Source organism: Cloacibacterium normanense, from assembly GCF_002943105.1.
Taxonomy (GTDB): domain Bacteria; phylum Bacteroidota; class Bacteroidia; order Flavobacteriales; family Weeksellaceae; genus Cloacibacterium.
The window spans coordinates 579,769-601,223 of record NZ_PTPZ01000001.1 but is presented as its reverse complement, the minus strand read 5'-3'; the positions used below and the strand labels follow the sequence as shown (position 1 = coordinate 601,223).

Genomic DNA, 21,455 nt, shown 5'->3' with positions numbered 1-21,455 from the left:
AATTTAGGGATAAAAAAACTGCAAAATCCTAAGAAATTGCAGTCATAGAAATTTTTTATCGTAAAGTTTTATTAGAACTTAAAAGTATTGGCTGGAAAGGCTTTGTTGACTTCAATTTTATAAAGAATCATCACGTAATCTCCTTCTTTTTTCGGCGTAGTTGCTTCAATTCTGAAAGGCATTACCAAATTATTCACTTTTTTGAAATCAGAATAAACCAATGTTTCGTCTTTCTTTTCTTCTTTTAACAGTAAAAAGTTCTGAACATCAAAATAATAAACGGTTTTATTAACATTTTTGGTGAGTTCTACCTTATAACAATCTCTGTCTCCCACTTTTTCTTTACCAAGAACTTGTGCGGTAAAACCTTTGTTCTCATAATCGATGAAATCTGTGTCAAAGCTTTCTGGAACGTAATTTTTTTGAACCTGAAGTTTATTCACCACGTAATTCATTGCGTAACCATTTTTACCATCATATCCTTCGATTACATTTTCTTTATTGCCTATGAATACTACTGTTTTCGTAAGATTAGGTCTTTGTTGATAAATTCTCATAGGATATTCATCATTTACGCCCAGAATTACTTTTCCTTGTAGAATAATAGAATTGAGCAGTTTCCAGTTGGTTAAGCCTCCTGTTAACTCAATATTTTTATCAATAATTTGTTTAGCAGTTTGCGCCGAAAATATGGTGGTTACTAGAATTGTAGCGATTAATAGTATCTTTTTCATTCAATCTTTTTTACGAGATTCCAAATATATGATTTTGAAACGAAAACCAACTTAATTTTTCAAATTTTCAAATTAATTTTCTTCTTTTTGGACAAGTCACGACTTGTCCCTACTTAAAATTGCTTTCGCTTTTTCTAAATCTTCGGGAACATCTATTCCTACCCCAATGAAATCTGTTTCTATCATTTTGATTTTCATTCCGTTTTCCAGATAACGAATCGCTTCTATTTTTTCTGAAATTTCCAGTGGAGTCATCACCAAATTAGCAAATTTCAACAAAGCTTCTTTCCTGAAAGCGTAAACACCAATATGCTTGTAATACAAGTGTTCTAAAGAGGTTTCTCTAGGATAAGGAATCACAGAACGACTAAAATACATTGCAAAATTCTGTAAATCTGTAATAACTTTTACATTATTCGGATTTTCGATTTCTTCCTTTTCCTTTAACCTGATTTTAAGCGAAGCCAATGAAATTTCTTTATCTACATCATTTTTAAAAACTTCAATCAGTTGTTTCAAAGGTTCAGTTTTCAGGAAAGGTTCATCACCTTGAACATTGATGACAATATCGCAATCAATATTTTGAACCGCTTCCGCTATTCTGTCGCTTCCTGTTTCGTGTTCACCAGTCATTACTGCTTTTCCGCCGATTTTGGTAATTTCTTCAAAGATAATTTCAGAATCAGTCGCCACGAAAACCTCATCAAATAGCTGAGTTTCCAAAACGTTTTGATAAGTAGTAGCAATTACTGTTTTGTCGCCTAAAATCTGCATTAATTTCCCGGGAAATCTACTTGCAGCGTAACGAGCTGGTATAACAGCGATTATTTTAAGTGTTTCGAGTTCCGAGTTTCTGGTTCCGAGATTATTCATTATTGACTTTGATAATTTTATTTAAAAAAGCTCGCTGATTGAACTGATTTAGCAGATCAAAATCCTCTAAATTTGCTCAATCAGCGAGAGATAAATTTATTTTAATTTAGCTAAAGCAGCTTCTAATTTCGGGAACATTTTTTGTAAATCTTCTACTGAACAAGCGCCAACTGATGCTCTAAACCAAGGCATTTCTCTAGAATTTCCAAATGCTGAAAATGGCACTAATGCTACTCCTGCTTTTTCGATTAAATAGAAAACTAAATCTGTAGAATCTTTCAGAACTTTACCGTCTTCAGTGGTTTTTCCTACATAATCCAATTTAATGGTCAAATACAAAGCACCCATTGGTTTAATGCTATCTACCGCGAAATTTTTAGATTTCATTTCTTGAATTCCAGCATGTAAAACTTCTAAACTGTGCGCAATTTTACCTTTGAAATCATTCACAAATTCGTTTACAGCTGGTGTATTATCTAAAAACTCTGCTACAGCTTGTTGTTCTGGTTTCGGCGCCCAAGCTCCAACGTGTGTTAATAGCGCTTTCATTCTATCAATCACTTTAGTTGGTCCGAAACTCCATCCTACTCTAACTCCAGTTGCTGCAAAACATTTAGAAGTTCCATCAATATAAATGGTGTAATCTCTAAGTTCTGGATAAAGAGAAACTGGATTAAAATGTTCTGAATCACCAAACGTAAGCATTGCATAAATTTGGTCGTACATTAAGTAAATTGGCTTTTCGCCTTCTCCTCTTTTTTTATTTTCTGCAATTACCGCTTCGCAAATTTCTGAAAGTTGTTCTTTGGTAAACATGGTTCCAGTTGGGTTTAGCGGAGAGCAAAGCGCCAATAAAACTGCACCTTCTAAATGTGGGGTAATCACATCAGCTGTTGGCAAAAAATTATCTTCTGGAGAAACTTCTAGTTCTACTGCATTGGCAGAAGTTAAGTAAGCGTAATGGTTATTATTCCAAGAAGGAACAGCGTAAACTACTTTATCGCCTTCGTCTACAATGGTTTTAAAAGTAGCATAAATTAAAGGTCTAGAACCGCCAGAAACCAAAATATCATCTGGAGAATAGTCTAAATTCCAACGAGATTTTATGTCTTTTGCCACTGCTTTTCTTAATGAAAGCAAACCATTTGCAGGAGGATAATTGGTTAAATTATCCGCGTAAGCTTTCTGAATATTTTGTTTTAATCCTGCAGGAATAGGATAAATGTTAGAATCTAAATCACCGATAGTGAGGTTGGCAATTTCAGCTCCTTGAGCTTTGAGTTCGTTTACTTGATTACCGATTTTAATAATTTCTGAACCGATAAGGTTTTGAGCGAGTTTTGAAACCACTTTTTATTAAGATTTTGTTGTTAATGATTTTTCAAATTTAAATAAAATAAAAAAGTTCACAAAAGATTAAAAACCTAAAGATTTGTTAAACTTCTGTGAACTTAAAAGCATTAGATTAAAATATTTATAGTTTTAAATCTTTTTTTACTTCATTGATTTTTTGTTCCAGAGAAGCTTGTTTAGCTTTGAAATCTGCTTCGTTTTCAATTTTATCTTTCACAGAAAAATAGAATTTAATCTTCGGCTCAGTTCCTGAAGGTCTGATACAAACTTTAGTTCCGTCTTCTGTGTAATAGATTAACACATTAGATTTCGGAATATCATTCATTACTTTTCTCTCTCCTGTAATTACATTAAGACAAGTTTGTTCTTGGAAATCTTTTACTTCCAAAACTTTAGAGCCTGCCAATTCTTTTACAGGATTTTCTCTGAAATCTACCATCATTTGAGCAATTTCTTCGGCACCAGTTCTTCCTTTTCTTACCACGTTCACCAAACCTTCTTGATACATACCTATTTCTTTGTAAATATCAATCATGTACTGATACATGGTTTTTCCTTGTGCTTTGCAAACGGCTGCAATTTCACAAGCCAATAAAATAGAACCACAACTGTCTTTATCTCTTACGAAATCTCCCGTCATAAATCCGAAAGATTCTTCACCACCGCAAATGAATTTTTCTTGACCTTCTACATCACGAATCATTTTACCAATCCATTTGAAACCAGTCAATCCTACTTTGCAATCTACTCCGAATTTTTCAGCTACATCAAAGAAACAGTCAGAAGTTACAATCGTAGAACCGATGAACTCTTTTCCTGTAATTTTGCCTGCTTTTTTCCATTGGTCAAGAATGTAATACGTCAAAATCATATTGGTTTGGTTACCATTCAATAACTGAATTTCGCCATCTAGATTTCTTACCGCAATTCCTAATCTGTCGCCATCTGGATCACAACCGATAACGATATCTCCATTGGTAATATTTGCCAAATCTACCGCCATAGAAAGCGCTTTTGGCTCTTCAGGATTCGGAGATTCTACCGTTGGGAAATTTCCAGAAGGAATCATTTGTTCTTTTACCAAATCCACTTTCGTGAAACCTGCTTTTGCTAAAGCTTTAGGAATCGTAGTATAAGTAGTACCGTGAATAGAAGTGAAAACGATGTTTACATTATCTCTTCCAATATTTTGGTACAATGAATTTTCCATACAAGTATCGATGTACACATCATCTTGTTCTTCGCCAATCCATTCGATTAAATCATCATTTCCGTTGAATTTAATTTCTTCGAATTTTGTAGCGTAAACTTCTTTGATGATATTTTCATCATTTGGTGGAACTACTTGTGCTCCATCATTCCAATATACTTTGTAACCGTTATATTCTGGTGGATTGTGAGAAGCCGTCAAAACAATTCCCGCGTTACATTTTTTATCACGAACCGTGAAAGAAAGTTCTGGAGTTGGTCTGTGTTCTTTGAAAAGCAACACTTTAATTCCGTTTGCTGTAAGAACATCTGCACACATTTTTCCGAACTCTTTAGAATTATTTCTTACGTCATAAGCAATCGCTACTTTAATTTCTTGATTAGGAAATTGTTGATGAAGATAATTCGCCAAACCTTGCGTAGCTTGACCCAATGTATATTTATTGAGACGATTGGTTCCTACTCCCATAATTCCTCGCATTCCGCCAGTTCCGAATTCTAATTCTCTGTAAAAACTGTCTTCTAATTCTGGGGAATTGGTATCAATCCAATTCTGAACTGTAGCTCTGGTTTCTGCATCAAAAGTATCTGATAACCAAAGTTTTGCTTTTTCCAAAGTTGTCATATATTTAAATTTTTTGTTTTTTTAATTTTTAAATGTTTTGTCATTCTGAATGCAGTGAAACGGAATGAAGAATCTCTTAAAATAGATTCTTCGCTACACTTTGTTTCTCTCAGAATAACAAATCGTCAATGCTTATTTCAATTTTCTGTTTTCTACAGAAGCTTTGTCTTTTCTTGTCAATTTATTGAGCGGTTCTCCGTAGAAAATTAGTTTTGAGGTATTTTCTAGCGTTCCTTTCATTTCTTGATCTATATTTAATCCTGCAGAAGCTCCATTTTTACTAAGAATTTCTAAATTATCTACGTAAAAATACGGTGCCATAATGCTTGCAGAATCTGCTAATTTTAAATTCAAGTTTTTAGTTTCTCCTAGAATATTGGCATTAGATTTCTCTGCCATTTCTATTTTACTTTTCGGGGCAATTACCGCTCCCATAAATTTAGAATTTCCTTTTAGATAAAGTGAAAATTCTGGTATTTTTACTTGTCCAGAAACATTCATTTCTACTTTATCAGAAAGCAAAACCTCATTTAAATCGTTTTTACCAAAAATAGTGATATTGTAAAAATCTACTTGGTCTGTTTTTCGATTTTCTTCGATGGTTAAAATTCCGTTTTCTACTTCTATATCTAGATTTTTGTAAACATTAGGATACGTTTCTACACTTACCAAATTCTGATTTCCTTTCGCAAAAAACACTTTGAAATCTCCTTTAAGATTTAATTTAGTGAAATTTTCTACGGTTACATCTTTCACCTCTATTTCCCCTTTTGGAGAAATTTTAGAGCAAGCCAAAAGAGTAAGGCAAAGGTTTAGGTAAAGGAAAAGTTTTGTGATATTTTTCATTTTTTACATTGCGTTTCTACGGAATGATTTTATTTTTCATTTTTTCGTTGGAATAAATTCCAACGTTATAATATCTGTCGTTCCTACGGAACTCTGCTGTTTGTTTTATTATTTCTACAAACGTTTCGTTCCTACGGAACTTTTCATTTTCAAATTTTCAAATTAGCAGACTTTCAAATTAAATTACCTCTTCAATATGATAATTCTTATGACCTCTACTTTGTCTGATAATGAGTTCTCCTAAAAATCCTGCTACAAACAATAATGTTCCCATAATCATCATGGTTAATGCAATGTAAAACCAAGGATTTTCGGCGATTAAATTTCCATAAACGTGATAATAATACACATCAACTAATTTGGTTGCTCCCAACCAAAATGCTGAGAAAAATCCGAAAATAAACATTAAAGTTCCCACTGCTCCGAAGAAGTGCATTGGTCTTCCTCCGAATTTGCTTACAAACCATAGCGTAATTAAATCTAAAAATCCACGAATAAATCTTTCTGTCCCGAATTTAGAAGTTCCGTAAGGTCTTGCTTGATGCTGAACTGGTTTTTCGGTGATTCTCTTGAAACCTGCATTTGCTGCCAAAACAGGAATCCATCGGTGTAAATCTCCGTAAACATCTACAGATTTTACCACTTGTTTTCTGTAAGCTTTCAGACCACAGTTAAAATCGTGTAATTCTACTCCAGAAAGATTTCTTGCCGCAGAATTGAACAATTTTGACGGAAGATTTTTGGTCATCACATTGTCAAAACGTTTTTTCTTCCAACCAGAAACCAAATCGTATTTTTCGACTACAATTTTACTGTATAATTCAGGAATTTCTTCTGGAAAATCTTGCAAATCTGCATCCATTGTAATCACTACATCGCCTTGAACTTTCTCAAAAGCGGCATGTAACGCTTGAGATTTCCCATAATTTCTAGAAAATTTAATGCCGTGAACATGATGATTTTCTTTGGATAAATTTTCTATAATTTGCCAAGAAGAATCTGTACTTCCATCATCTACGAACCAAATTTCGTAAGACAATTGGTTTTCTTGACACACTTTATTTATTCTTGCATAAAGCTCGTGCAAAGATTCTTCTTCGTTTAATAAAGGAACTACAACGGATAGATTCATTAAAAATTATTTTATTTTTTGGAAAATTAATATCGCTAAAACGAACAGCAAAATTACAAAATATAAGCTTGTAAATAGACTTTTTATTACAGTAAATGTGCTGATTATTCTCACGCCTATTTCAGAGATTTTAGGATAAGAAGTGAGTAAATAAATAAGACCGAAATTTTCTAAATAATCCAAAACTCCAGCAATTACAGGGAATAAAACCAAAAGAAACCAAGATTCTAATTTGCCAATTTTCTTAAGAAAGAAACTCAAAATCAGAATATTACTGATCATAAACAAGAGAGGATATACGAAATCTAATGGCAACTGACGAGACAGATAAAAATTTCTGCCACTCTTCCCTAGATTTCCTAAAAGTTCTTTGGCATAAGTAAAACTGTAACCATTGGGTTTCATGTCAAAAATCTGTAAACCATTCGCAAAATCAGTTAATTTTGGAATCGTAAAAAAAATCATGGCAAAATAAACCACACTTGACAACACGAAGAAGATAAGAACTTTTTTGCCCGTCAAATTTCTGGAAACAGTAGTTTTTAAGCTCATTATTCTAAAGTTTTATTTCTAAAGAAAGTTCCGAAGAATGTAGACAGAATGGTATAAAATACCAAAACTGCAGCGAAAAAATACGTGAAGTTTCTGAAGGTAAACATATCTTTATCTTTTACCAATTCTGGCGCAAAACTCTGCAATCTTTCTTGATATTTTTTATCCAGTTCTTCTTTATCTTCTTTTTTAGCTAAAATTTGCTTTGCCTTTTTATATTCATTGTCAAGCTCTGTTTTTTGACGCTCTACATATTGGTGATTCAGTAAATCTTTAGCATCTGTATCTACATAATTAAGAAAGGCAAAAATGCTGAACATGGAAAGAAAACCACCAATAAACATCGGTTTAAAAGCTCTACCAAAAGCATCTCTAAATCCTATTTCTTTTACCTCTTTTTTGTAAGTCGTCACCGAAAAATAAGCACCTAAAGTATAAAGCGCAGGCATTAAAAATGCGTTCAGAAGCATACTTGTGTTAAAATAATTGGTGTTATAACCAAAAAAATACACTCCAAAGAACACTAACATGGTCGCGATAAATATCAGAAAACCAAATGTATAAACGTTTTTACTCATTTTATTTTTAAAAATTTTTCTCGAAAATACGAGATTAGATTTTGAATTTTAAATTAATTCAGTATTTTTGCAACGGCAAGTCCTAAACAACCAGCTCCTGAGAATCCTCCAGGGTGGGAACGCAGCAAAGGTAATCGGTCGTAGCGGTGTGATTTAGGTAGCTTGCCATTTTTTTATGTCTTTTTTTGAAATTTTTCAGAAAATTATACTTCAAATTCTTCTCCCAATTCAGGAATCGAAAACTCAATATTTCTCTCTGCAAACAATTGTTTTGCCGAATCGTGATTAATTTTTATCGGCTCGAAAGTATCAAAATGACAACCAATCACTCTTTTGGTTTTCAATAATTCTGCAGCTGCAAAACTCGCTTTTCTTGCACACATCGTGTAATGTGAACCAATTGGAAGAATAGCTGCTGTAATTTCCCCGAAAAGTCTTGGGAACAACTCCATATCTGCCATTACACCTGTATCTCCAGCAAAATACAAGTTTTTACCTTGGAATCTAAACACATATCCGCAAGGTTGTCCGCCATAAGTTCCATCTGGAAAACTAGAAGTATGATACGCAGGAACCATAGAAATTTTCAGGTCATCAAACTTAGCAGAACCTCCGTAATTAATGTCAATATAATTAGGATGATTAAAATAACCACAAATTTCTGGTTGGCCAATTACCGTAGCATCTGGATGATGTTGCAATACTTCTCTTACATCTGCAATATGATCGCCATGAGCGTGAGTAATGAGCACATAATCAATCTTTTGTGCAGAAACATCAAAACCTGTTTGCTCTTTCTGAAAATTATAAAAAGGGTCAGAAAGGATATTTTTATTATTATAAGTGAACAAAAAACAGTTTTGTCCGAGGAATTTTATTTTCATGATTTTTTATCTAAAATAATTCAATCCAAAAGCCACCAAAACGCTCATTAATAAAGTAATGATTCCCACTTGTTTTAAGAATGGATCTAATTCTTTTGGTTCTTTTACTTCCATCATTTTTCTACGCAAAGCAGTTAAAGGAAATACGGTAATGAAGAAAATAAATGCATAATATTTACCTTGTTCTTGTAAACCATTCATCATCATGTAAATCAAAACCAAAATCGGTGGAAGCATGAGAATCACCATTTCATAAATCATTGCATTTTTGAAGCCTAATCTTAATGCAAGCGTTTTTTTGCCTGATTTTTCGTCGTTTTCGATGTCTCTCATATTGTTGAGATTCAGAACGGCAGCACTCAGCAAACCGATTGCAGAAGCAGGGAAAAGCATATCCCAATCAAAAGTTTTAGTGAACAGAAAGTAACTTCCACACACCGAAACCAACCCGAAAAAGATAAAAACCATTAGATCTCCTAAACCAAGATAACCATAAGGTTTTTTACCAACAGTGTAACCAATCGCTGCCAAAATACATGCAACTCCCAATCCTATAAAAGTGTAAAATTCATTAATAAAATCAGGAAAAAATGCTTTGTACAAAAGAACTAAAGTCGCCACTAATGATAAAAAGGCAAACAAAAACATAGCGTTTCTCATTTGTTTTGCAGAAATTTTACCAGAAGCTACCGCACGTTGTTCTGCCTGTCCTATTCTATTTTGGTCGGTTCCTTTTACGCCATCACCATAATCATTGGCAAAATTTGACAAAACTTGATAGAGCAAAGTCACCAAAAGTGCCAATGTAAAAATAGTCCAATCCCAAGTTTTTCCTTGTTCTAGGAGTTTCCATCTTGCAATGAAAGAACCCATAATAATTCCGCTCATAGAAAGCGGTAAAGTACGCAGACGAGCTGCTTTTATCCAATCAATCATAGTTTTTAGGATTTAGGACTCAGGATTTAGGATTTAGTTTCTTTCTAATAATCCCTAAAACCTTATTCTTTGTTTAAAAATACTCAATCGAACTGCTTTTATACAATCAATATAGTTTTAGGATTTAGGATTTAGTTTCTAATAATCCCTAAAACCTTATTTTTTGTTTAAAAATACTCAACCGAAATGCTTTTATTCAATCGATATAGTTTTAGGATTTAATTTTTACTAATCCCTAAAACCTAACTCCTTATTAAGATATCCACTGATTATCGCCGAAATCTGGTTTACGTTTTTCTAAAAATGCGTTTCTGCCTTCCTTAGCTTCTTCAGTCATGTATGCTAATCTGGTTGCTTCACCCGCGAAAACTTGTTGGCCAACCATTCCGTCATCCGTTAAATTCATCGCAAATTTCAGCATTCTGATAGAAGTTGGCGATTTTGCTAAGATTTCTTGCGCCCATTGATAAGAAGTTTCTTCCAATTCAGCATGAGGAATTACCGCATTTACCATTCCCATATCTTCGGCTTCTTTCGCAGAATAATTTCTTCCTAAAAAGAAAATTTCTCTAGCTTTTTTCTGACCTACCATTTTTGCTAAATATGCCGAACCGTAACCACCATCAAAACTAGTAACATCTGCATCAGTTTGTTTGAAAATTGCATGTTCTTCACTTGCCAAAGTCAAATCACAAACCACATGAAGAGAGTGACCACCACCAACTGCCCAACCGTTTACCACAGCAATCACTACTTTTGGCATGAAACGAATCAATCTTTGAACTTCTAAAATATTGAGACGATGTCTTCCATCATCACCTACATAACCTTGATGACCACGAGCTTTCTGGTCGCCGCCACTACAAAAAGCATGACCGCCATCTTTAGGACTTGGACCTTCACCTGTTAATAAAACCACACCAATGCTAGAATCTTCATAAGCATCATAAAAAGCATCATACAATTCTGAAGTGGTTTTAGGACGAAAAGCATTTCTAACTTCTGGTCTGTTAATAGCGATTCTCGCTACTCCATTGCACTTTTTGTACGTGATATCTTCGTATTCTTTAGCCGTTTTCCAATCTATATTCATATTTCAAAAAATTTGCTGGTAAAGATACTATTTTTGAAAAAAAGGTGCAGAATAAAAATTTAGAAATATTAATGTGATATATGTTACATAATGATTATGAATTTAATAATTTTTAATAGTATTCATTCACAATAATAACTTGTACATGAAATAAATCATTTTCCTATTGTCAAAAAATAGGTTTATATTTGAAAATATTTAAAATTAATAAAATGATTATAGGTGTATTAAAAGAACCTTCTTTCGAAACAAGAGTTTCTTTACTTGCAGAATCTGCAGCAGCACTCATTAAAAAAGGAAATAAACTCATAGTAGAATCTGGTGCAGGTGATAAATCCTTTAATAATAACCAAGAATATGAAAAAGTAGGCGCAGAAATTAAATCTAGAGCCGAAGTATTAGAACAAGCAGACATTTTATTGTCTATCCATCCTCTTCAAGATGAAGATTTTCCTAAAATTAGTTCTAAAATTCTCTTAGGTGTTTATCAACCTTTATCTAACGGAGAAAACGTTATTAAATCGATTGAAAGAAAAATCACTACTTTTTCTCTTGATATGCTTCCTAGAACAACCAGAGCACAAGCAATGGACGTATTAAGTTCTCAAGCCAATATTGCAGGTTACAAAGCCGTTTTATTGGCTGCCAATTCTTATGGAAGATATTTCCCGATGTTTATGACAGCTGCAGGAAGTATTGCTCCCGCCAAAATGCTTATTTTAGGAGCTGGAGTTGCTGGTTTACAAGCCATTGCTACCGCAAAAAGATTAGGCGCTGTAGTAGAAGTTTTCGATACTAGACCTGCGGTAAAAGAAGAAGTAATGAGTCTTGGTGCTAAATTTGTAGAAGTGGAAGGCGCTGCAGATGCCAGTACAGCTGGTGGTTATGCAGTAGAACAAACCGAAGAATACAAACAGAAGCAACAACAACGAATCGCTGAAAGTGTTGCAAAATCGGACATTATCATCACCACAGCACAAATTCCTGGTAAAAAAGCTCCGATTTTAATTACCGAAGAAATGCTCAATTCTATGAGAAATGGCTCTGTAATTATAGATTTAGCTGCTTCTACCGGTGGTAATACTCCATTTACTAAAAATAACGAAACAGTAAATTATAACGGTGTTTCTATTATAGGGAACTCTTCTCTACAATCTACTATGCCTTCTGACGCAAGTAAATTGTACGGAAAAAACATTGTGAATTTCTTACAACTCATCATTGACAAAGAAGCAAACCTTAACCTCAACTGGGAAGACGATTTGGTAAAAGGCGCTTGTATCACACACAATGGCGAAATTATTAACGATAGAGTAAAATCTATCCTCTCTCCTTCAATGAATAACTAAAACAAAATTTTTATGAATATTATAGAGTGGATTTCTCAATACCAACAAATCATCTACATTGTAATTCTGATGATTTTTGTAGGAATTGAAGTGATAGGTCATGTACCTAGTGTACTACACACTCCTCTAATGAGTGGCGCAAATGCGATTCACGGAGTAGTGATTATTGGGGCTATTATTGTTATGGGAAAAGCTGAACCAGACAATTATTTGGCATTAGTTCTAGGTTTTCTAGGAGTGATTTTAGGAACACTTAACGTAGTGGGAGGTTTTGTAGTAACAGACCGAATGCTGGAAATGTTTAGTAAAAAGAAAAAATAGAAAATCATGGGACTACTTACAATATTATACCTCATCGGTTCAGTGACCTTTATTTTAGGGTTAAAAATGCTCTCGAATCCAGCTACTGCTAGAAAAGGAAATTTATTAGCAGCAGCAGGAATGGTAGTAGCCATTTTAGGAACTATTTTTCTTTATCAAGACGATAATGGTCAAAAATTAGGAAATTACGGTTGGATTTTTGGCGGAATCCTTATCGGAACAATCGTGGGAGCTCTTGCTGCCAAAAAAGTAAAAATGACAGCAATGCCACAAATGGTGAGCCTTTTCAACGGAATGGGAGGAGCTTGTGCAGCTTTAATTTCTTTGGTTGAATTCAATCACTTATCACACAATACTACTGGCGAAGTAAATTTAGGAACGCTTTCTATTATCCTTTTAGGATTAATCATCGGTTCTGTATCATTTGCAGGAAGTATGATTGCTTGGGGAAAACTGAATGGAAACATTAAAAAAGATTTTGCTTTTCCTGGTCAACAATTTTTGAATATCGCTATTTTATTGGCTATTTTAGGATTATCAGTGTATTTGGTAATGACTTTCAGTCCAGAAAACGCTTATTTATTCTATGTCATTTTTGGATTATCTACGCTTTACGGATTACTTTTCGTATTTCCAATTGGTGGCGCAGATATGCCTGTAGTTATTTCATTATTGAACTCATTTACAGGAGTTGCCGCAGCTTGTGGAGGATTTTTATACGACAACAAAGTAATGTTAACGGGTGGTATTTTGGTAGGAGCTGCAGGAACTTTATTAACCATCTTAATGTGTAACGCCATGAATCGTTCTTTATTAAACGTATTGATTGGTTCATTTGGAGGCGGTGCAAAATCTTCTGGCGGAACTTCTCCTTCTGGCGGAACTGTGAAAGAAATCACGTTGAGTGATACAGCAGTTTTAATGACTTACGCTAGCAAAGTAATGATTGTTCCAGGTTATGGTTTAGCAGTAGCTCAGGCTCAACACGCTTGTCATGAATTAGAAAAATTATTAGAAAGCAAATGTGTAGATGTATTCTACGCGATACATCCAGTTGCTGGTAGAATGCCAGGACACATGAATGTACTTTTGGCAGAAACCGATGTTCCTTATGAAAAATTAATGGAAATGGAACAAGCCAATGAAGAATTCTCAACTGCAGATGTAGTGCTCATTTTAGGAGCAAATGACGTAGTAAACCCTGCTGCTAAAGAAGATACTTCCTCTCCTATTTACGGAATGCCTATTTTAGAAGTTGAATTGGCTAAAAACGTCATCGTAAATAAACGCAGTATGAAACCTGGTTACGCAGGAATTGAAAACGAATTATTCTACAGACCAAAAACTTCAATGCTTTTCGGAGATGCGAAAAAAGTATTGCAAGATTTAATCTCTGAGATTAAAAATCTGTAATACTCTCAAAGAAAACACAGAAATACAAAATCCTATTCAGAAATTATTGAATAGGATTTTTTTATTGTTAAAAAAACTCATACTTCTTACTTCATATTTCATAACTCATACTTCTAAAGCATTTCCTCTTCCAAGAATTCTCTGTCGTTAAAGTAAATTTCAAGTGTTGTATGATGCACATTGTAATGCTCTAATTCATGCTTCACTTTATCTTTTAACTTTTCAATTTCATTGTGAGAAAGTGATTTTTCAACTTGAAGATGAGCAGTCAATGCATTTTCAGTCGTGCTCAATGCCCAAATATGAAGATGTTTAAAATCTTTCACTCCGTCAATTGCTAGAATTTCTTCTTTTAATTTATTGAAATCTACGCCTTCCGGAACTCCATCTAGAGCCAATTTAAGACTTTGGGTAAATAAACTCCATGTTCCGTAGAGAATCACTAAAGCAATAATAATACTCATCACCGCATCCAGCCAAAACCAGTCTGTATAAATAATTACCACACCTGCAATTACCACACCCAAACTCACTAAAGCATCTGCAGCCATGTGTAAATAAGTGCCTTTAATATTGAGGTCTTTGTCTTTATCTTTCATAAAAAAATAAGCAGTAAGCGCATTGATAATAATCCCAATAAACGCCACAATCGCCATAATTTTACCTTGCAAAGGTTGAGGATTGTAAAATCTAAAAACCGCTTCGAAAATAATTCCGCCCACTGCCGCAAAAAGGATTAAAGCATTAAGCAAAGCCACCAAAACCGTAACTTTTTTGTAACCATAAGTATAAGATTGCGTAGCTTTAGAATACATTAATTTAAAGGCAAAGAGTGCTAAAATCAAACTTACTACATCACTGAGATTGTGTCCTGCATCTGAAAGCAAAGCCAATGAATTCTGAGACCAACCAACCGCTGCTTCTATAATCACAAAAGCTGAATTAAGGAAAATCCCAATGTAAAAAGCGTTTCTTAGTTTTTTAGAGTTTAAATCTAGCGCTGGAACGTGACTATGACCGTGATCGTGAGAATGCAACATGAAAGATATTTTAGTCAAATTTCGGGAATTTTTTTGAGAAATTTTTGGTTAAATTACTTATATTTGATTTTTACAAAATAAATAATTTATGGAAGAAGAAATAACTTTTGTCAGAAGAATTTTTAATATTAACGATGAGCCATTTTATCTTATGATAAATAAAAGTCTTATTAATAATATTGACAAAGACTTTAGTTGGTGTTGGTATGTTGAGCTACAAAGATTCTTTGACACAGAAAATGATGAAGAAATTTTACAAAAATTTATGGTTGAAATTTTGCAAAAGATATATAAAAAGGTTGATATTAAAATTATTGGTACTACTCTACATAAAAATATTTATGAAATTATATTTTATGCTAAAGAAGAGGATGCATCAAAGATAGCTTGTGAATTTGTAGAAATGCCTTATGAACTTGAGGATAGAGAAGATAGATTTTTGAGATATCACTCTAAAAGAGATTCAGATTGGGAAAATGTTAAACTTTATTTTGACGCAATTGAAAATAGTTAAATCCGCGTAAGCGATTGCAACGGAAATCCTTTTATTTTTTTGGTTTTCGACTCCGCTCAAACTGACAAAAAAAATAAAAGATTGCAGTGTAAAGCACTACTCCGAAAGCAAAAAAAATGAAGTGAGTAACGAACAATATTTTTTCTTTTAGGAGATACACCATGAAAAATTTCAAAAATAACTTTCGGCTAAAGTCAATTGAATTCCCCAATAAAAAAGTCGGACAAAAGCCCGACTCTATTCATTAATTTCTTTATTTTTTAATTATTTACTTCTCAAAATTCCTTTTATTAATCACGTAATACACTGGTAAACCAATTAAAATAAGCAATAATCCTGGCCAAGTGTAATTTGGTTTGTAAATGAATAACAATACGCAAAAAGCTGTTCCAATCAGCAAATAAATAATCGGCGTAACAGGATACAACCACGTTTTGTAACTTCTTTCTGCATTCGGTTGTTTTATTCTCATATAAATCACGCCAAAAACCGTAATCATGTAAAACAACACAATCACAAAAGAAATCATATCCAATAAATCGCCGTATTGTCCACTCAAAGCGAGAAGTGAAGCCCAAATTCCCTGCATCCAAAGAGATTTTTCGGGAACACCATTTTTATTATTTTCGATAGCAGATTTTAAGAAAAGTCCATCTTTTGCCATCGTTTGAAAAACTCTAGCTCCTGCTAGAACAATTCCGTTTACACAACCAAAAGTAGAAATCATCACGAGAACCGCCATAATAATCGTTCCTACACTTCCGAACATTTTTTCCGAAGCCGCAACTGCTACTCTATCATTCGCTGCAAATGCGATGGAATCTCGGTCTAAAGCATTCAGATAAACGAAATTCACCAACAAATACAAAACCATCACAGAAATTGTACCTAAAACCATTGCTTTTACCACATTTTTCTGTGGATTTTCGATTTCACCAGAAACGAAAGTCACGTTTTCCCAAGCTACAGAACTAAAAACCGAACCAACCATTGCTGCAGCAATTCCCCCGAAAAGCGTAGCTCCAGAAATAGATTCCCAACCGAGTTTCAGGTAATTTCCTTTGTCATCTTTGACCAAATTATTGAAAGAATCCCAACCAAAACTCATATTTCCGCTCCAAAAAGATTCTTTTACCAAAATAAATCCTAAAAAAATCAACCCTAAAAGCGCGACGATTTTAGAACCTGTGAAAATATTTTGAAGGAGTTTTCCGCTTTCTACACCTCGAGTATTGATGTAAGTGAGCAACAAAATCACCGCAATACCAAGGATTTGAATCCAAGTAATTTTAAATTCGCCACTTTGGAAAAGCGGAGCTGCATCATTGAGCGCAGGAAAAAGATACGCCGAAAATTTCCCAAAAGCCACGGCAACAGCTGCAATGGTACCTGTTTGAATCACGGTAAACATTCCCCAACCGTACAAAAACCCGAGCCTTTTCCCGAAAATTTCTGTAATGTAAGTGTATTGTCCACCTGCTTTTGGAAACATTGCCGAAAGTTCGCCATAGCTTAAAGCGGCTGCAACCGTCATAATTCCTGTAATTACCCAAACTGCGATGAGCCAATAACCAGAACCGAGATTTCTCATCATATCCGCAGAAACAATGAAAATTCCGCTTCCAATCATGGAACCCATCACGAGCATGGTTGCGTCCCAAAGTTTTAATTTTTTATTCATAAAGTTTTTTGTTTCAAGTTAAAAATTCAAAATTTACTTCCTTTAGGATTGAGGTAAATAAATTTTGAATTTTTTAAGACGATCAAAGATATTAGAAAATTAAAAAGCCACAAAGATTTGTGACTTTTTGTTTATCAATTGAATAAAATTATTTAGATTCCATCGGAAAGCCAAAATAAAAGTCAACTTTTTTAATCTTCAGACTTCCGTCTTCCATCTTCCGACTCTTACCCACATTTAGAATTTCCACAATTTTTACAAATCAGGCAACCTTCTTGATAAACGACTTGGTCTGAACCACAATTGCTACACTTGTGTCCGTCAACTTCGGTTCCATCAGGAATATAGCGCTTTAAAGCTCTTGCAACTCCCGCTTTCCAAGTATTGATAGATTCAGAATCTAGCTCTAATCTGTTGATTAATTCTACCACGTTTTCAATTGGCATTCCGTGTCTTAAAGTTCCTGAAATAAGTTTCGCATAATTCCAAAATTCTGGATTAAACTTATGAGAAAGTCCTTCAATAGTGGTTTTATAACCTCTTAAATTCTTGAATTGGAAATCATATCTGGAAATTCCGTTTTCGTCTCTATTTTTAATGATCAAACCTTCATTTACCCAACGTGGAAGCATAATTCCTTCTTCATCATCTGCCAAACCTGTAAAGATTTCATAAGGTCTACCATTAACCAAACCTACAAAAGCAATCCATTTTTCTTTATTATTTTGGAATCTCACCACATCAGCTTCTAAAATTTGAGGTCTTTTTGTAGGGAAAGCTTCTAAAGATGAAGCAGTTTCTTCCTCATCTTTTTCTTCTTTTTTATCATCTGCAGAAACCAAAACTCCACTTCTAGAACCGTCTCTGTAAACCGTAACTCCTTTGCAACCAACCTCCCAAGCTTTAATGTACAATTGATTCACCAATTCTTCTGTAGCTTCATTCGGAATGTTAATGGTCACCGAAATAGAATGATCTACCCATTTTTGAATCGCACCTTGCATTTCAACTTTGCTGAGCCAATCAATATCATTAGAAGTCGCCTTGTAATAAGGAGATTTCTCGATTAAATCTTGAATTTCTTCGTTGGAATAATTTTTAGAAATATCATAGCCATTAACTTGCATCCAAGTTTTAAAATGATGATGGAAAACGATGTATTCTTCCCAAGAATCTCCCACTTCATCTACAAAATCCACTCTTACATCTTTATCATTAGGATTTACCTTTCTCCTACGCTTGTAAACAGGCAAAAATACCGGTTCAATTCCTGAAGTAGTCTGAGACATCAAACTGGTACTTCCAGTTGGCGCAATGGTTAATAAAGCGATATTTCTTCTGCCATATTTCACCATATCTTGATACAGACTTTCATCTGCTTCTTTTAATCTCAAAATGAAAGGATTATTTTTTTCTTTTTCTGCATTAAAAACTTCAAAAGCACCTCTTTCTTTCGCCATTTCTACCGAAGAACGATACGCAGAAAGCGCCAAAGTTTTATGAACTTCTACTGAAAACTCATTGGCTTCCTTGCTTCCATATCTTAAATTTAAAGCCGCCAACATATCGCCTTCTGCCGTAATTCCTACTCCTGTTCTTCTTCCTTGAAGGGTTTTCTTGCGGATTTTTTCCCAAAGTTGTCTTTCAGTATGTTTAATTTCTTCGTTTTCTGGGTCTTTTTCAATTTTTGCTAAAATTGCATCAATTTTCTCCATTTCCAAATCGATGATATCATCCATCATTCTTTGTGCATAAGCTGCATGTTTTTTGAATAAATCAAAATTAAATTTTGCCTTTTTGGTAAATGGATTTTCTACATAAGAATATAAGTTAATGGCAATCAATCGACAAGAATCATACGGACAAAGCGGAATTTCGCCACAAGGATTGGTAGAAACCGTTTCAAAACCTAAATCTGCATAACAATCTGGAATGGATTCTCTGATGATGGTATCCCAGAAAAGAATTCCTGGTTCAGCAGACTTCCAAGCGTTATGTACGATTTTTTTCCAAATTTCATCTGCAAAAATAGTCTTGGTATATTTAGGATTTTTGCTGTAAATAGGATATTTCTGTTGATATTCACTGTTGGTTTTTACCGCTTTCATAAATTCATCATCTATTTTCACAGAAATATTCGCTCCCGTTACTTTTCCTTGCTCTAATTTAGCATTGATAAAATCCTCAGAATCAGGATGATTTATAGACACAGAAAGCATTAATGCGCCTCTTCTTCCATCTTGAGCCACTTCTCTGGTAGAATTAGAATAACGCTCCATAAACGGCGCTAAACCTGTAGAAGTAAGCGCAGAATTCTTTACCGCAGAACCTTTTGGACGAATATATGATAAATCATGACCAACTCCACCTCTACGTTTCATGAGTTGAACTTGCTCTTCGTCTATTTTCATAATGCTTCCATAAGAATCACTATTGGTTCCGTTACCGATTACGAAACAGTTAGAAAGCGAAGCAATCTGAAAATTATTACCAATTCCCGTCATCGGACTTCCTTGCGGAATGATATATTTAAAGTCTTTTATTAGATCAAAAATTTCTGCTTCGGAAAGCGGATTGGGATATTTTTTTTCTATTCTCGCAACCTCAGAAGCAATTCTTTGGTGCATATCATCAGGTGTTTTTTCATAAATATTCCCATCAGAATCTTTCAGTGCATATTTGGTTACCCAAACTCTGGCTGCTAAATCGTCTCCTTTGAAGTAGTGTAAAGTTTCTTCATACGCTTGTTGGTTGGTTATTTTCTCCATGGCAGATAATTAATTTTTTTGACACAATAAAATTAGACAAAAAATCAAATCCTCAATATTAATTTTTAAAATAAATTTTCGTTTTTGTAAACTTTTTGAAAATTTAAAAACATTAAAATGCTATAAATCAATATTTTAAATTAAAATATTTGTAAACTTTTATGATATAAATCAAGAAACAAGTTTTTTATAAAATAAAATTTGGAAAATAAAAAAGCCTAATAATTTCTCAAAAATTAATAGGCTAAATCTATAATATAAAGAATAAAATTGTTAATTTATTCAATAGTAAAGTTCTGAATGGCTTCTAGTTTAGGGAATTTGTTCTCGGAAATAAATTTCTTTCCTGTACAATCTATTTCTTTCCACCCTTTTTTTCTGTGCAGATCTCCCACTTCTACTACAATCGGAACGAAAGAAATTTCCTCTTCTCCTTCTTTAATCTCTTCTTTATATTGAACCGCAACGTCTAATACACATTCAAAATCGGTATTAAGTTTCACATTTCTATAAATAACATCAAAATGCGATTCTTTGTTTTCAGGAATTTCGAAATATGTTTCGTAGCCATAAGTCTTTCTATCTAACAATCCAATATTAGAAAGCGCTGTATATAAAGCAATTGTGTAATATTTTCTAGTGCCAAAACGTTGATAATCATCAGGAAAATGACCACCTTCAAATAAAATTACTGGAATTCCTGCTCTCATGAAATTATCACCAGTAGAAGTTGGGTAAAACTCATCAGAATATCTTGCAATCTGATTAGGAATTTGCATTCTCAATACATTATATATACTTGCAATAACCGCCATACTTTTTTTACGATTTTCGGTAACAGTTCTGTCATAATCTTCTGAAGGCGCTAAAAATGATAAAGTAGCGGGATTTTTACCATCTGTAGAAAAAATAGTTCTCTGTTCGTGTAAATTCAGAGCGTAATCATACTTTTTAGAAAACGCAATTTCTTTTAAGAGATTCATTTCGCAGCTTGCATTCTGTAAATAATCTCTATTCATGTCTATATCAAGAGAATTTCTGCGCGACCAAACTTTAGAACCATCTGGATTGAGCATAAAAAGGAAATCTAAAGATATATTTTGGAATAATTTTTCTTTGAGTTGAGGTTGAGATTCTAAAGAATACCACAAATCCAGCATACAGTGAGTAGAATTACTCTCATTTCCGTGCATCTGAGACCAAGCTAAGACCTTAATGCCGCCAGAACCATAAGAAAATTGATAAATAGGTTCACCTAGAGTAGAAGTACCTATTAAAGTAATGTAATCGCTGAGATTCTCTTGTAGAAAATTTTGAAGGCTTTTAGGCGAAATATAACGATTTGGGAAATTAGGGTTTTTCTGATACTGAAAAGTAGAATGCATAATGTGGATAAATTTTGACGACTCAAAAATACTATAAAAAGAATTAATCTCCTAATTAACATTTGTAAATTATTTAAACAATAAAAAAAGACATAATGTCTGTGGAAAAAATTGTTAATTACATTTTTAATAATTAAAAAATATAAAATAAACAAAATCAGTATTTTAT

19 protein-coding genes and 1 other RNA gene are annotated in these 21,455 nt (G+C 33.6%); 5 read left to right on the top strand and 15 right to left on the bottom strand.

The window, feature by feature from the left end; translation table 11 throughout:
• Positions 1–71 precede the first annotated feature (71 nt).
• The 8 genes from C3729_RS02710 to C3729_RS02675 form a co-directional block, all read right to left on the bottom strand.
• Positions 72–734, bottom strand: coding sequence for an outer membrane lipoprotein-sorting protein (locus C3729_RS02710; RefSeq protein ID WP_104792721.1), 663 nt, complete (start codon positions 732–734; stop codon positions 72–74).
• A 96-nt stretch (positions 735–830) separates the two neighbouring features.
• The gene (gene kdsB / locus C3729_RS02705; RefSeq protein WP_104792720.1) at positions 831–1,607 is read right to left on the bottom strand and encodes a 3-deoxy-manno-octulosonate cytidylyltransferase; all 777 of its coding nucleotides are present in this window, start codon (positions 1,605–1,607) and stop codon (positions 831–833) included.
• 96 nt (positions 1,608–1,703) lie between these two features.
• Positions 1,704–2,957, bottom strand: coding sequence for a pyridoxal phosphate-dependent aminotransferase (locus C3729_RS02700; protein WP_104792719.1), 1,254 nt, complete (start codon positions 2,955–2,957; stop codon positions 1,704–1,706).
• 124 nt (positions 2,958–3,081) lie between these two features.
• Entirely contained in the window at positions 3,082–4,794 is a 1,713-nt protein-coding gene (locus C3729_RS02695) for a phospho-sugar mutase (RefSeq protein WP_104792718.1), read from the bottom strand.
• A gap of 132 nt (positions 4,795–4,926) precedes the next feature.
• On the bottom strand, positions 4,927–5,640 hold the full coding sequence (locus C3729_RS02690; protein ID WP_104792717.1) for a GIN domain-containing protein: 714 nt from the start codon (positions 5,638–5,640) through the stop codon (positions 4,927–4,929).
• 178 nt (positions 5,641–5,818) lie between these two features.
• Entirely contained in the window at positions 5,819–6,772 is a 954-nt protein-coding gene (locus C3729_RS02685; RefSeq protein ID WP_104792716.1) for a glycosyltransferase family 2 protein, read from the bottom strand.
• 6 nt (positions 6,773–6,778) lie between these two features.
• Complete coding sequence (locus C3729_RS02680) at positions 6,779–7,324, bottom strand: hypothetical protein (protein WP_104792715.1); 546 nt, start codon at positions 7,322–7,324, stop codon at positions 6,779–6,781.
• A complete protein-coding gene (locus C3729_RS02675; RefSeq protein WP_104792714.1) occupies positions 7,324–7,902 on the bottom strand; it encodes a DUF4199 domain-containing protein in 579 nt (192 codons plus the stop codon). The genes C3729_RS02680 and C3729_RS02675 overlap by 1 nt, the downstream gene beginning before the upstream one ends.
• A gap of 73 nt (positions 7,903–7,975) precedes the next feature.
• Between C3729_RS02675 and ffs the strand changes: the two genes are divergently transcribed.
• Positions 7,976–8,073: signal recognition particle sRNA small type (ffs, locus tag C3729_RS02670), an RNA gene on the top strand.
• 32 nt (positions 8,074–8,105) lie between these two features.
• Here the strand turns inward: ffs and C3729_RS02665 are convergent.
• The 3 genes from C3729_RS02665 to C3729_RS02655 form a co-directional block, all read right to left on the bottom strand.
• Positions 8,106–8,786 carry a metal-dependent hydrolase gene (locus C3729_RS02665; protein WP_104792713.1) on the bottom strand — a complete coding sequence of 227 codons (681 nt, stop codon included), beginning with the start codon at positions 8,784–8,786 and terminating at the stop codon, positions 8,106–8,108.
• A gap of 6 nt (positions 8,787–8,792) precedes the next feature.
• Positions 8,793–9,722 carry a 1,4-dihydroxy-2-naphthoate octaprenyltransferase gene (gene menA / locus C3729_RS02660; protein WP_104792712.1) on the bottom strand — a complete coding sequence of 310 codons (930 nt, stop codon included), beginning with the start codon at positions 9,720–9,722 and terminating at the stop codon, positions 8,793–8,795.
• Between the two features lie 253 nt (positions 9,723–9,975).
• Positions 9,976–10,815, bottom strand: a complete 840-nt coding sequence (locus C3729_RS02655) for a 1,4-dihydroxy-2-naphthoyl-CoA synthase (RefSeq protein ID WP_104792711.1) — start codon at positions 10,813–10,815, stop codon at positions 9,976–9,978.
• A gap of 212 nt (positions 10,816–11,027) precedes the next feature.
• Between C3729_RS02655 and C3729_RS02650 the strand changes: the two genes are divergently transcribed.
• Genes C3729_RS02650 through C3729_RS02640 form a run of 3 tightly spaced genes read left to right on the top strand, consistent with a single transcriptional unit; the run spans position 11,028 to position 13,898 of the window.
• Positions 11,028–12,164, top strand: a complete 1,137-nt coding sequence (locus C3729_RS02650; protein ID WP_104792710.1) for a Re/Si-specific NAD(P)(+) transhydrogenase subunit alpha — start codon at positions 11,028–11,030, stop codon at positions 12,162–12,164.
• A 12-nt stretch (positions 12,165–12,176) separates the two neighbouring features.
• Entirely contained in the window at positions 12,177–12,485 is a 309-nt protein-coding gene (locus C3729_RS02645) for an NAD(P) transhydrogenase subunit alpha (RefSeq protein WP_104792709.1), read from the top strand.
• Between the two features lie 6 nt (positions 12,486–12,491).
• Complete coding sequence (locus C3729_RS02640; protein ID WP_104792708.1) at positions 12,492–13,898, top strand: NAD(P)(+) transhydrogenase (Re/Si-specific) subunit beta; 1,407 nt, start codon at positions 12,492–12,494, stop codon at positions 13,896–13,898.
• 113 nt (positions 13,899–14,011) lie between these two features.
• Here the strand turns inward: C3729_RS02640 and C3729_RS02635 are convergent, their stop codons facing one another.
• Positions 14,012–14,956 carry a cation diffusion facilitator family transporter gene (locus tag C3729_RS02635; RefSeq protein ID WP_260204378.1) on the bottom strand — a complete coding sequence of 315 codons (945 nt, stop codon included), beginning with the start codon at positions 14,954–14,956 and terminating at the stop codon, positions 14,012–14,014.
• A gap of 70 nt (positions 14,957–15,026) precedes the next feature.
• On the opposite strand from C3729_RS02635, the gene C3729_RS02630 reads away from it, so the two are divergent.
• Positions 15,027–15,452 (top strand): hypothetical protein, encoded by a 426-nt coding sequence (locus C3729_RS02630; protein WP_104792706.1) that lies wholly within the window; start codon positions 15,027–15,029, stop codon positions 15,450–15,452.
• Between the two features lie 268 nt (positions 15,453–15,720).
• On the opposite strand, the gene C3729_RS02625 is transcribed toward C3729_RS02630, so the two are convergent.
• From C3729_RS02625 to C3729_RS02615, 3 genes are all read right to left on the bottom strand, one after another.
• On the bottom strand, positions 15,721–17,133 hold the full coding sequence (locus C3729_RS02625) for an APC family permease (RefSeq protein WP_104792705.1): 1,413 nt from the start codon (positions 17,131–17,133) through the stop codon (positions 15,721–15,723).
• A 227-nt stretch (positions 17,134–17,360) separates the two neighbouring features.
• Positions 17,361–19,901: an adenosylcobalamin-dependent ribonucleoside-diphosphate reductase gene (locus tag C3729_RS02620; RefSeq protein WP_104792704.1), complete on the bottom strand. Its 2,541-nt coding sequence runs from the start codon at positions 19,899–19,901 to the stop codon at positions 17,361–17,363.
• 278 nt (positions 19,902–20,179) lie between these two features.
• Complete coding sequence (locus C3729_RS02615) at positions 20,180–21,286, bottom strand: M14 family zinc carboxypeptidase (RefSeq protein WP_104792703.1); 1,107 nt, start codon at positions 21,284–21,286, stop codon at positions 20,180–20,182.
• Between the last annotated feature and the right edge of the window lie 169 nt (positions 21,287–21,455).

Excerpts from the sequence above, each read along its gene's own strand:
- C3729_RS02645 (WP_104792709.1), top strand. The coding sequence starts at position 12,177 with ATGAATATTATAGAGTGGATTTCTCAATACCAACAAATCATCTACATT.
- C3729_RS02675 (WP_104792714.1), bottom strand. The coding sequence starts at position 7,902 with ATGAGTAAAAACGTTTATACATTTGGTTTTCTGATATTTATCGCGACC.
- C3729_RS02640 (WP_104792708.1), top strand. The coding sequence starts at position 12,492 with ATGGGACTACTTACAATATTATACCTCATCGGTTCAGTGACCTTTATT.
- C3729_RS02615 (WP_104792703.1), bottom strand. The coding sequence starts at position 21,286 with ATGCATTCTACTTTTCAGTATCAGAAAAACCCTAATTTCCCAAATCGT.
- menA (WP_104792712.1), bottom strand. The coding sequence starts at position 9,722 with ATGATTGATTGGATAAAAGCAGCTCGTCTGCGTACTTTACCGCTTTCT.
- kdsB (WP_104792720.1), bottom strand. The coding sequence starts at position 1,607 with ATGAATAATCTCGGAACCAGAAACTCGGAACTCGAAACACTTAAAATA.
- C3729_RS02620 (WP_104792704.1), bottom strand. The coding sequence starts at position 19,901 with ATGGAGAAAATAACCAACCAACAAGCGTATGAAGAAACTTTACACTAC.
- C3729_RS02665 (WP_104792713.1), bottom strand. The coding sequence starts at position 8,786 with ATGAAAATAAAATTCCTCGGACAAAACTGTTTTTTGTTCACTTATAAT.
- C3729_RS02655 (WP_104792711.1), bottom strand. The coding sequence starts at position 10,815 with ATGAATATAGATTGGAAAACGGCTAAAGAATACGAAGATATCACGTAC.
- C3729_RS02650 (WP_104792710.1), top strand. The coding sequence starts at position 11,028 with ATGATTATAGGTGTATTAAAAGAACCTTCTTTCGAAACAAGAGTTTCT.
- C3729_RS02680 (WP_104792715.1), bottom strand. The coding sequence starts at position 7,324 with ATGAGCTTAAAAACTACTGTTTCCAGAAATTTGACGGGCAAAAAAGTT.
- C3729_RS02690 (WP_104792717.1), bottom strand. The coding sequence starts at position 5,640 with ATGAAAAATATCACAAAACTTTTCCTTTACCTAAACCTTTGCCTTACT.
- C3729_RS02710 (WP_104792721.1), bottom strand. The coding sequence starts at position 734 with ATGAAAAAGATACTATTAATCGCTACAATTCTAGTAACCACCATATTT.
- C3729_RS02625 (WP_104792705.1), bottom strand. The coding sequence starts at position 17,133 with ATGAATAAAAAATTAAAACTTTGGGACGCAACCATGCTCGTGATGGGT.
- C3729_RS02630 (WP_104792706.1), top strand. The coding sequence starts at position 15,027 with ATGGAAGAAGAAATAACTTTTGTCAGAAGAATTTTTAATATTAACGAT.
- C3729_RS02695 (WP_104792718.1), bottom strand. The coding sequence starts at position 4,794 with ATGACAACTTTGGAAAAAGCAAAACTTTGGTTATCAGATACTTTTGAT.
- C3729_RS02685 (WP_104792716.1), bottom strand. The coding sequence starts at position 6,772 with ATGAATCTATCCGTTGTAGTTCCTTTATTAAACGAAGAAGAATCTTTG.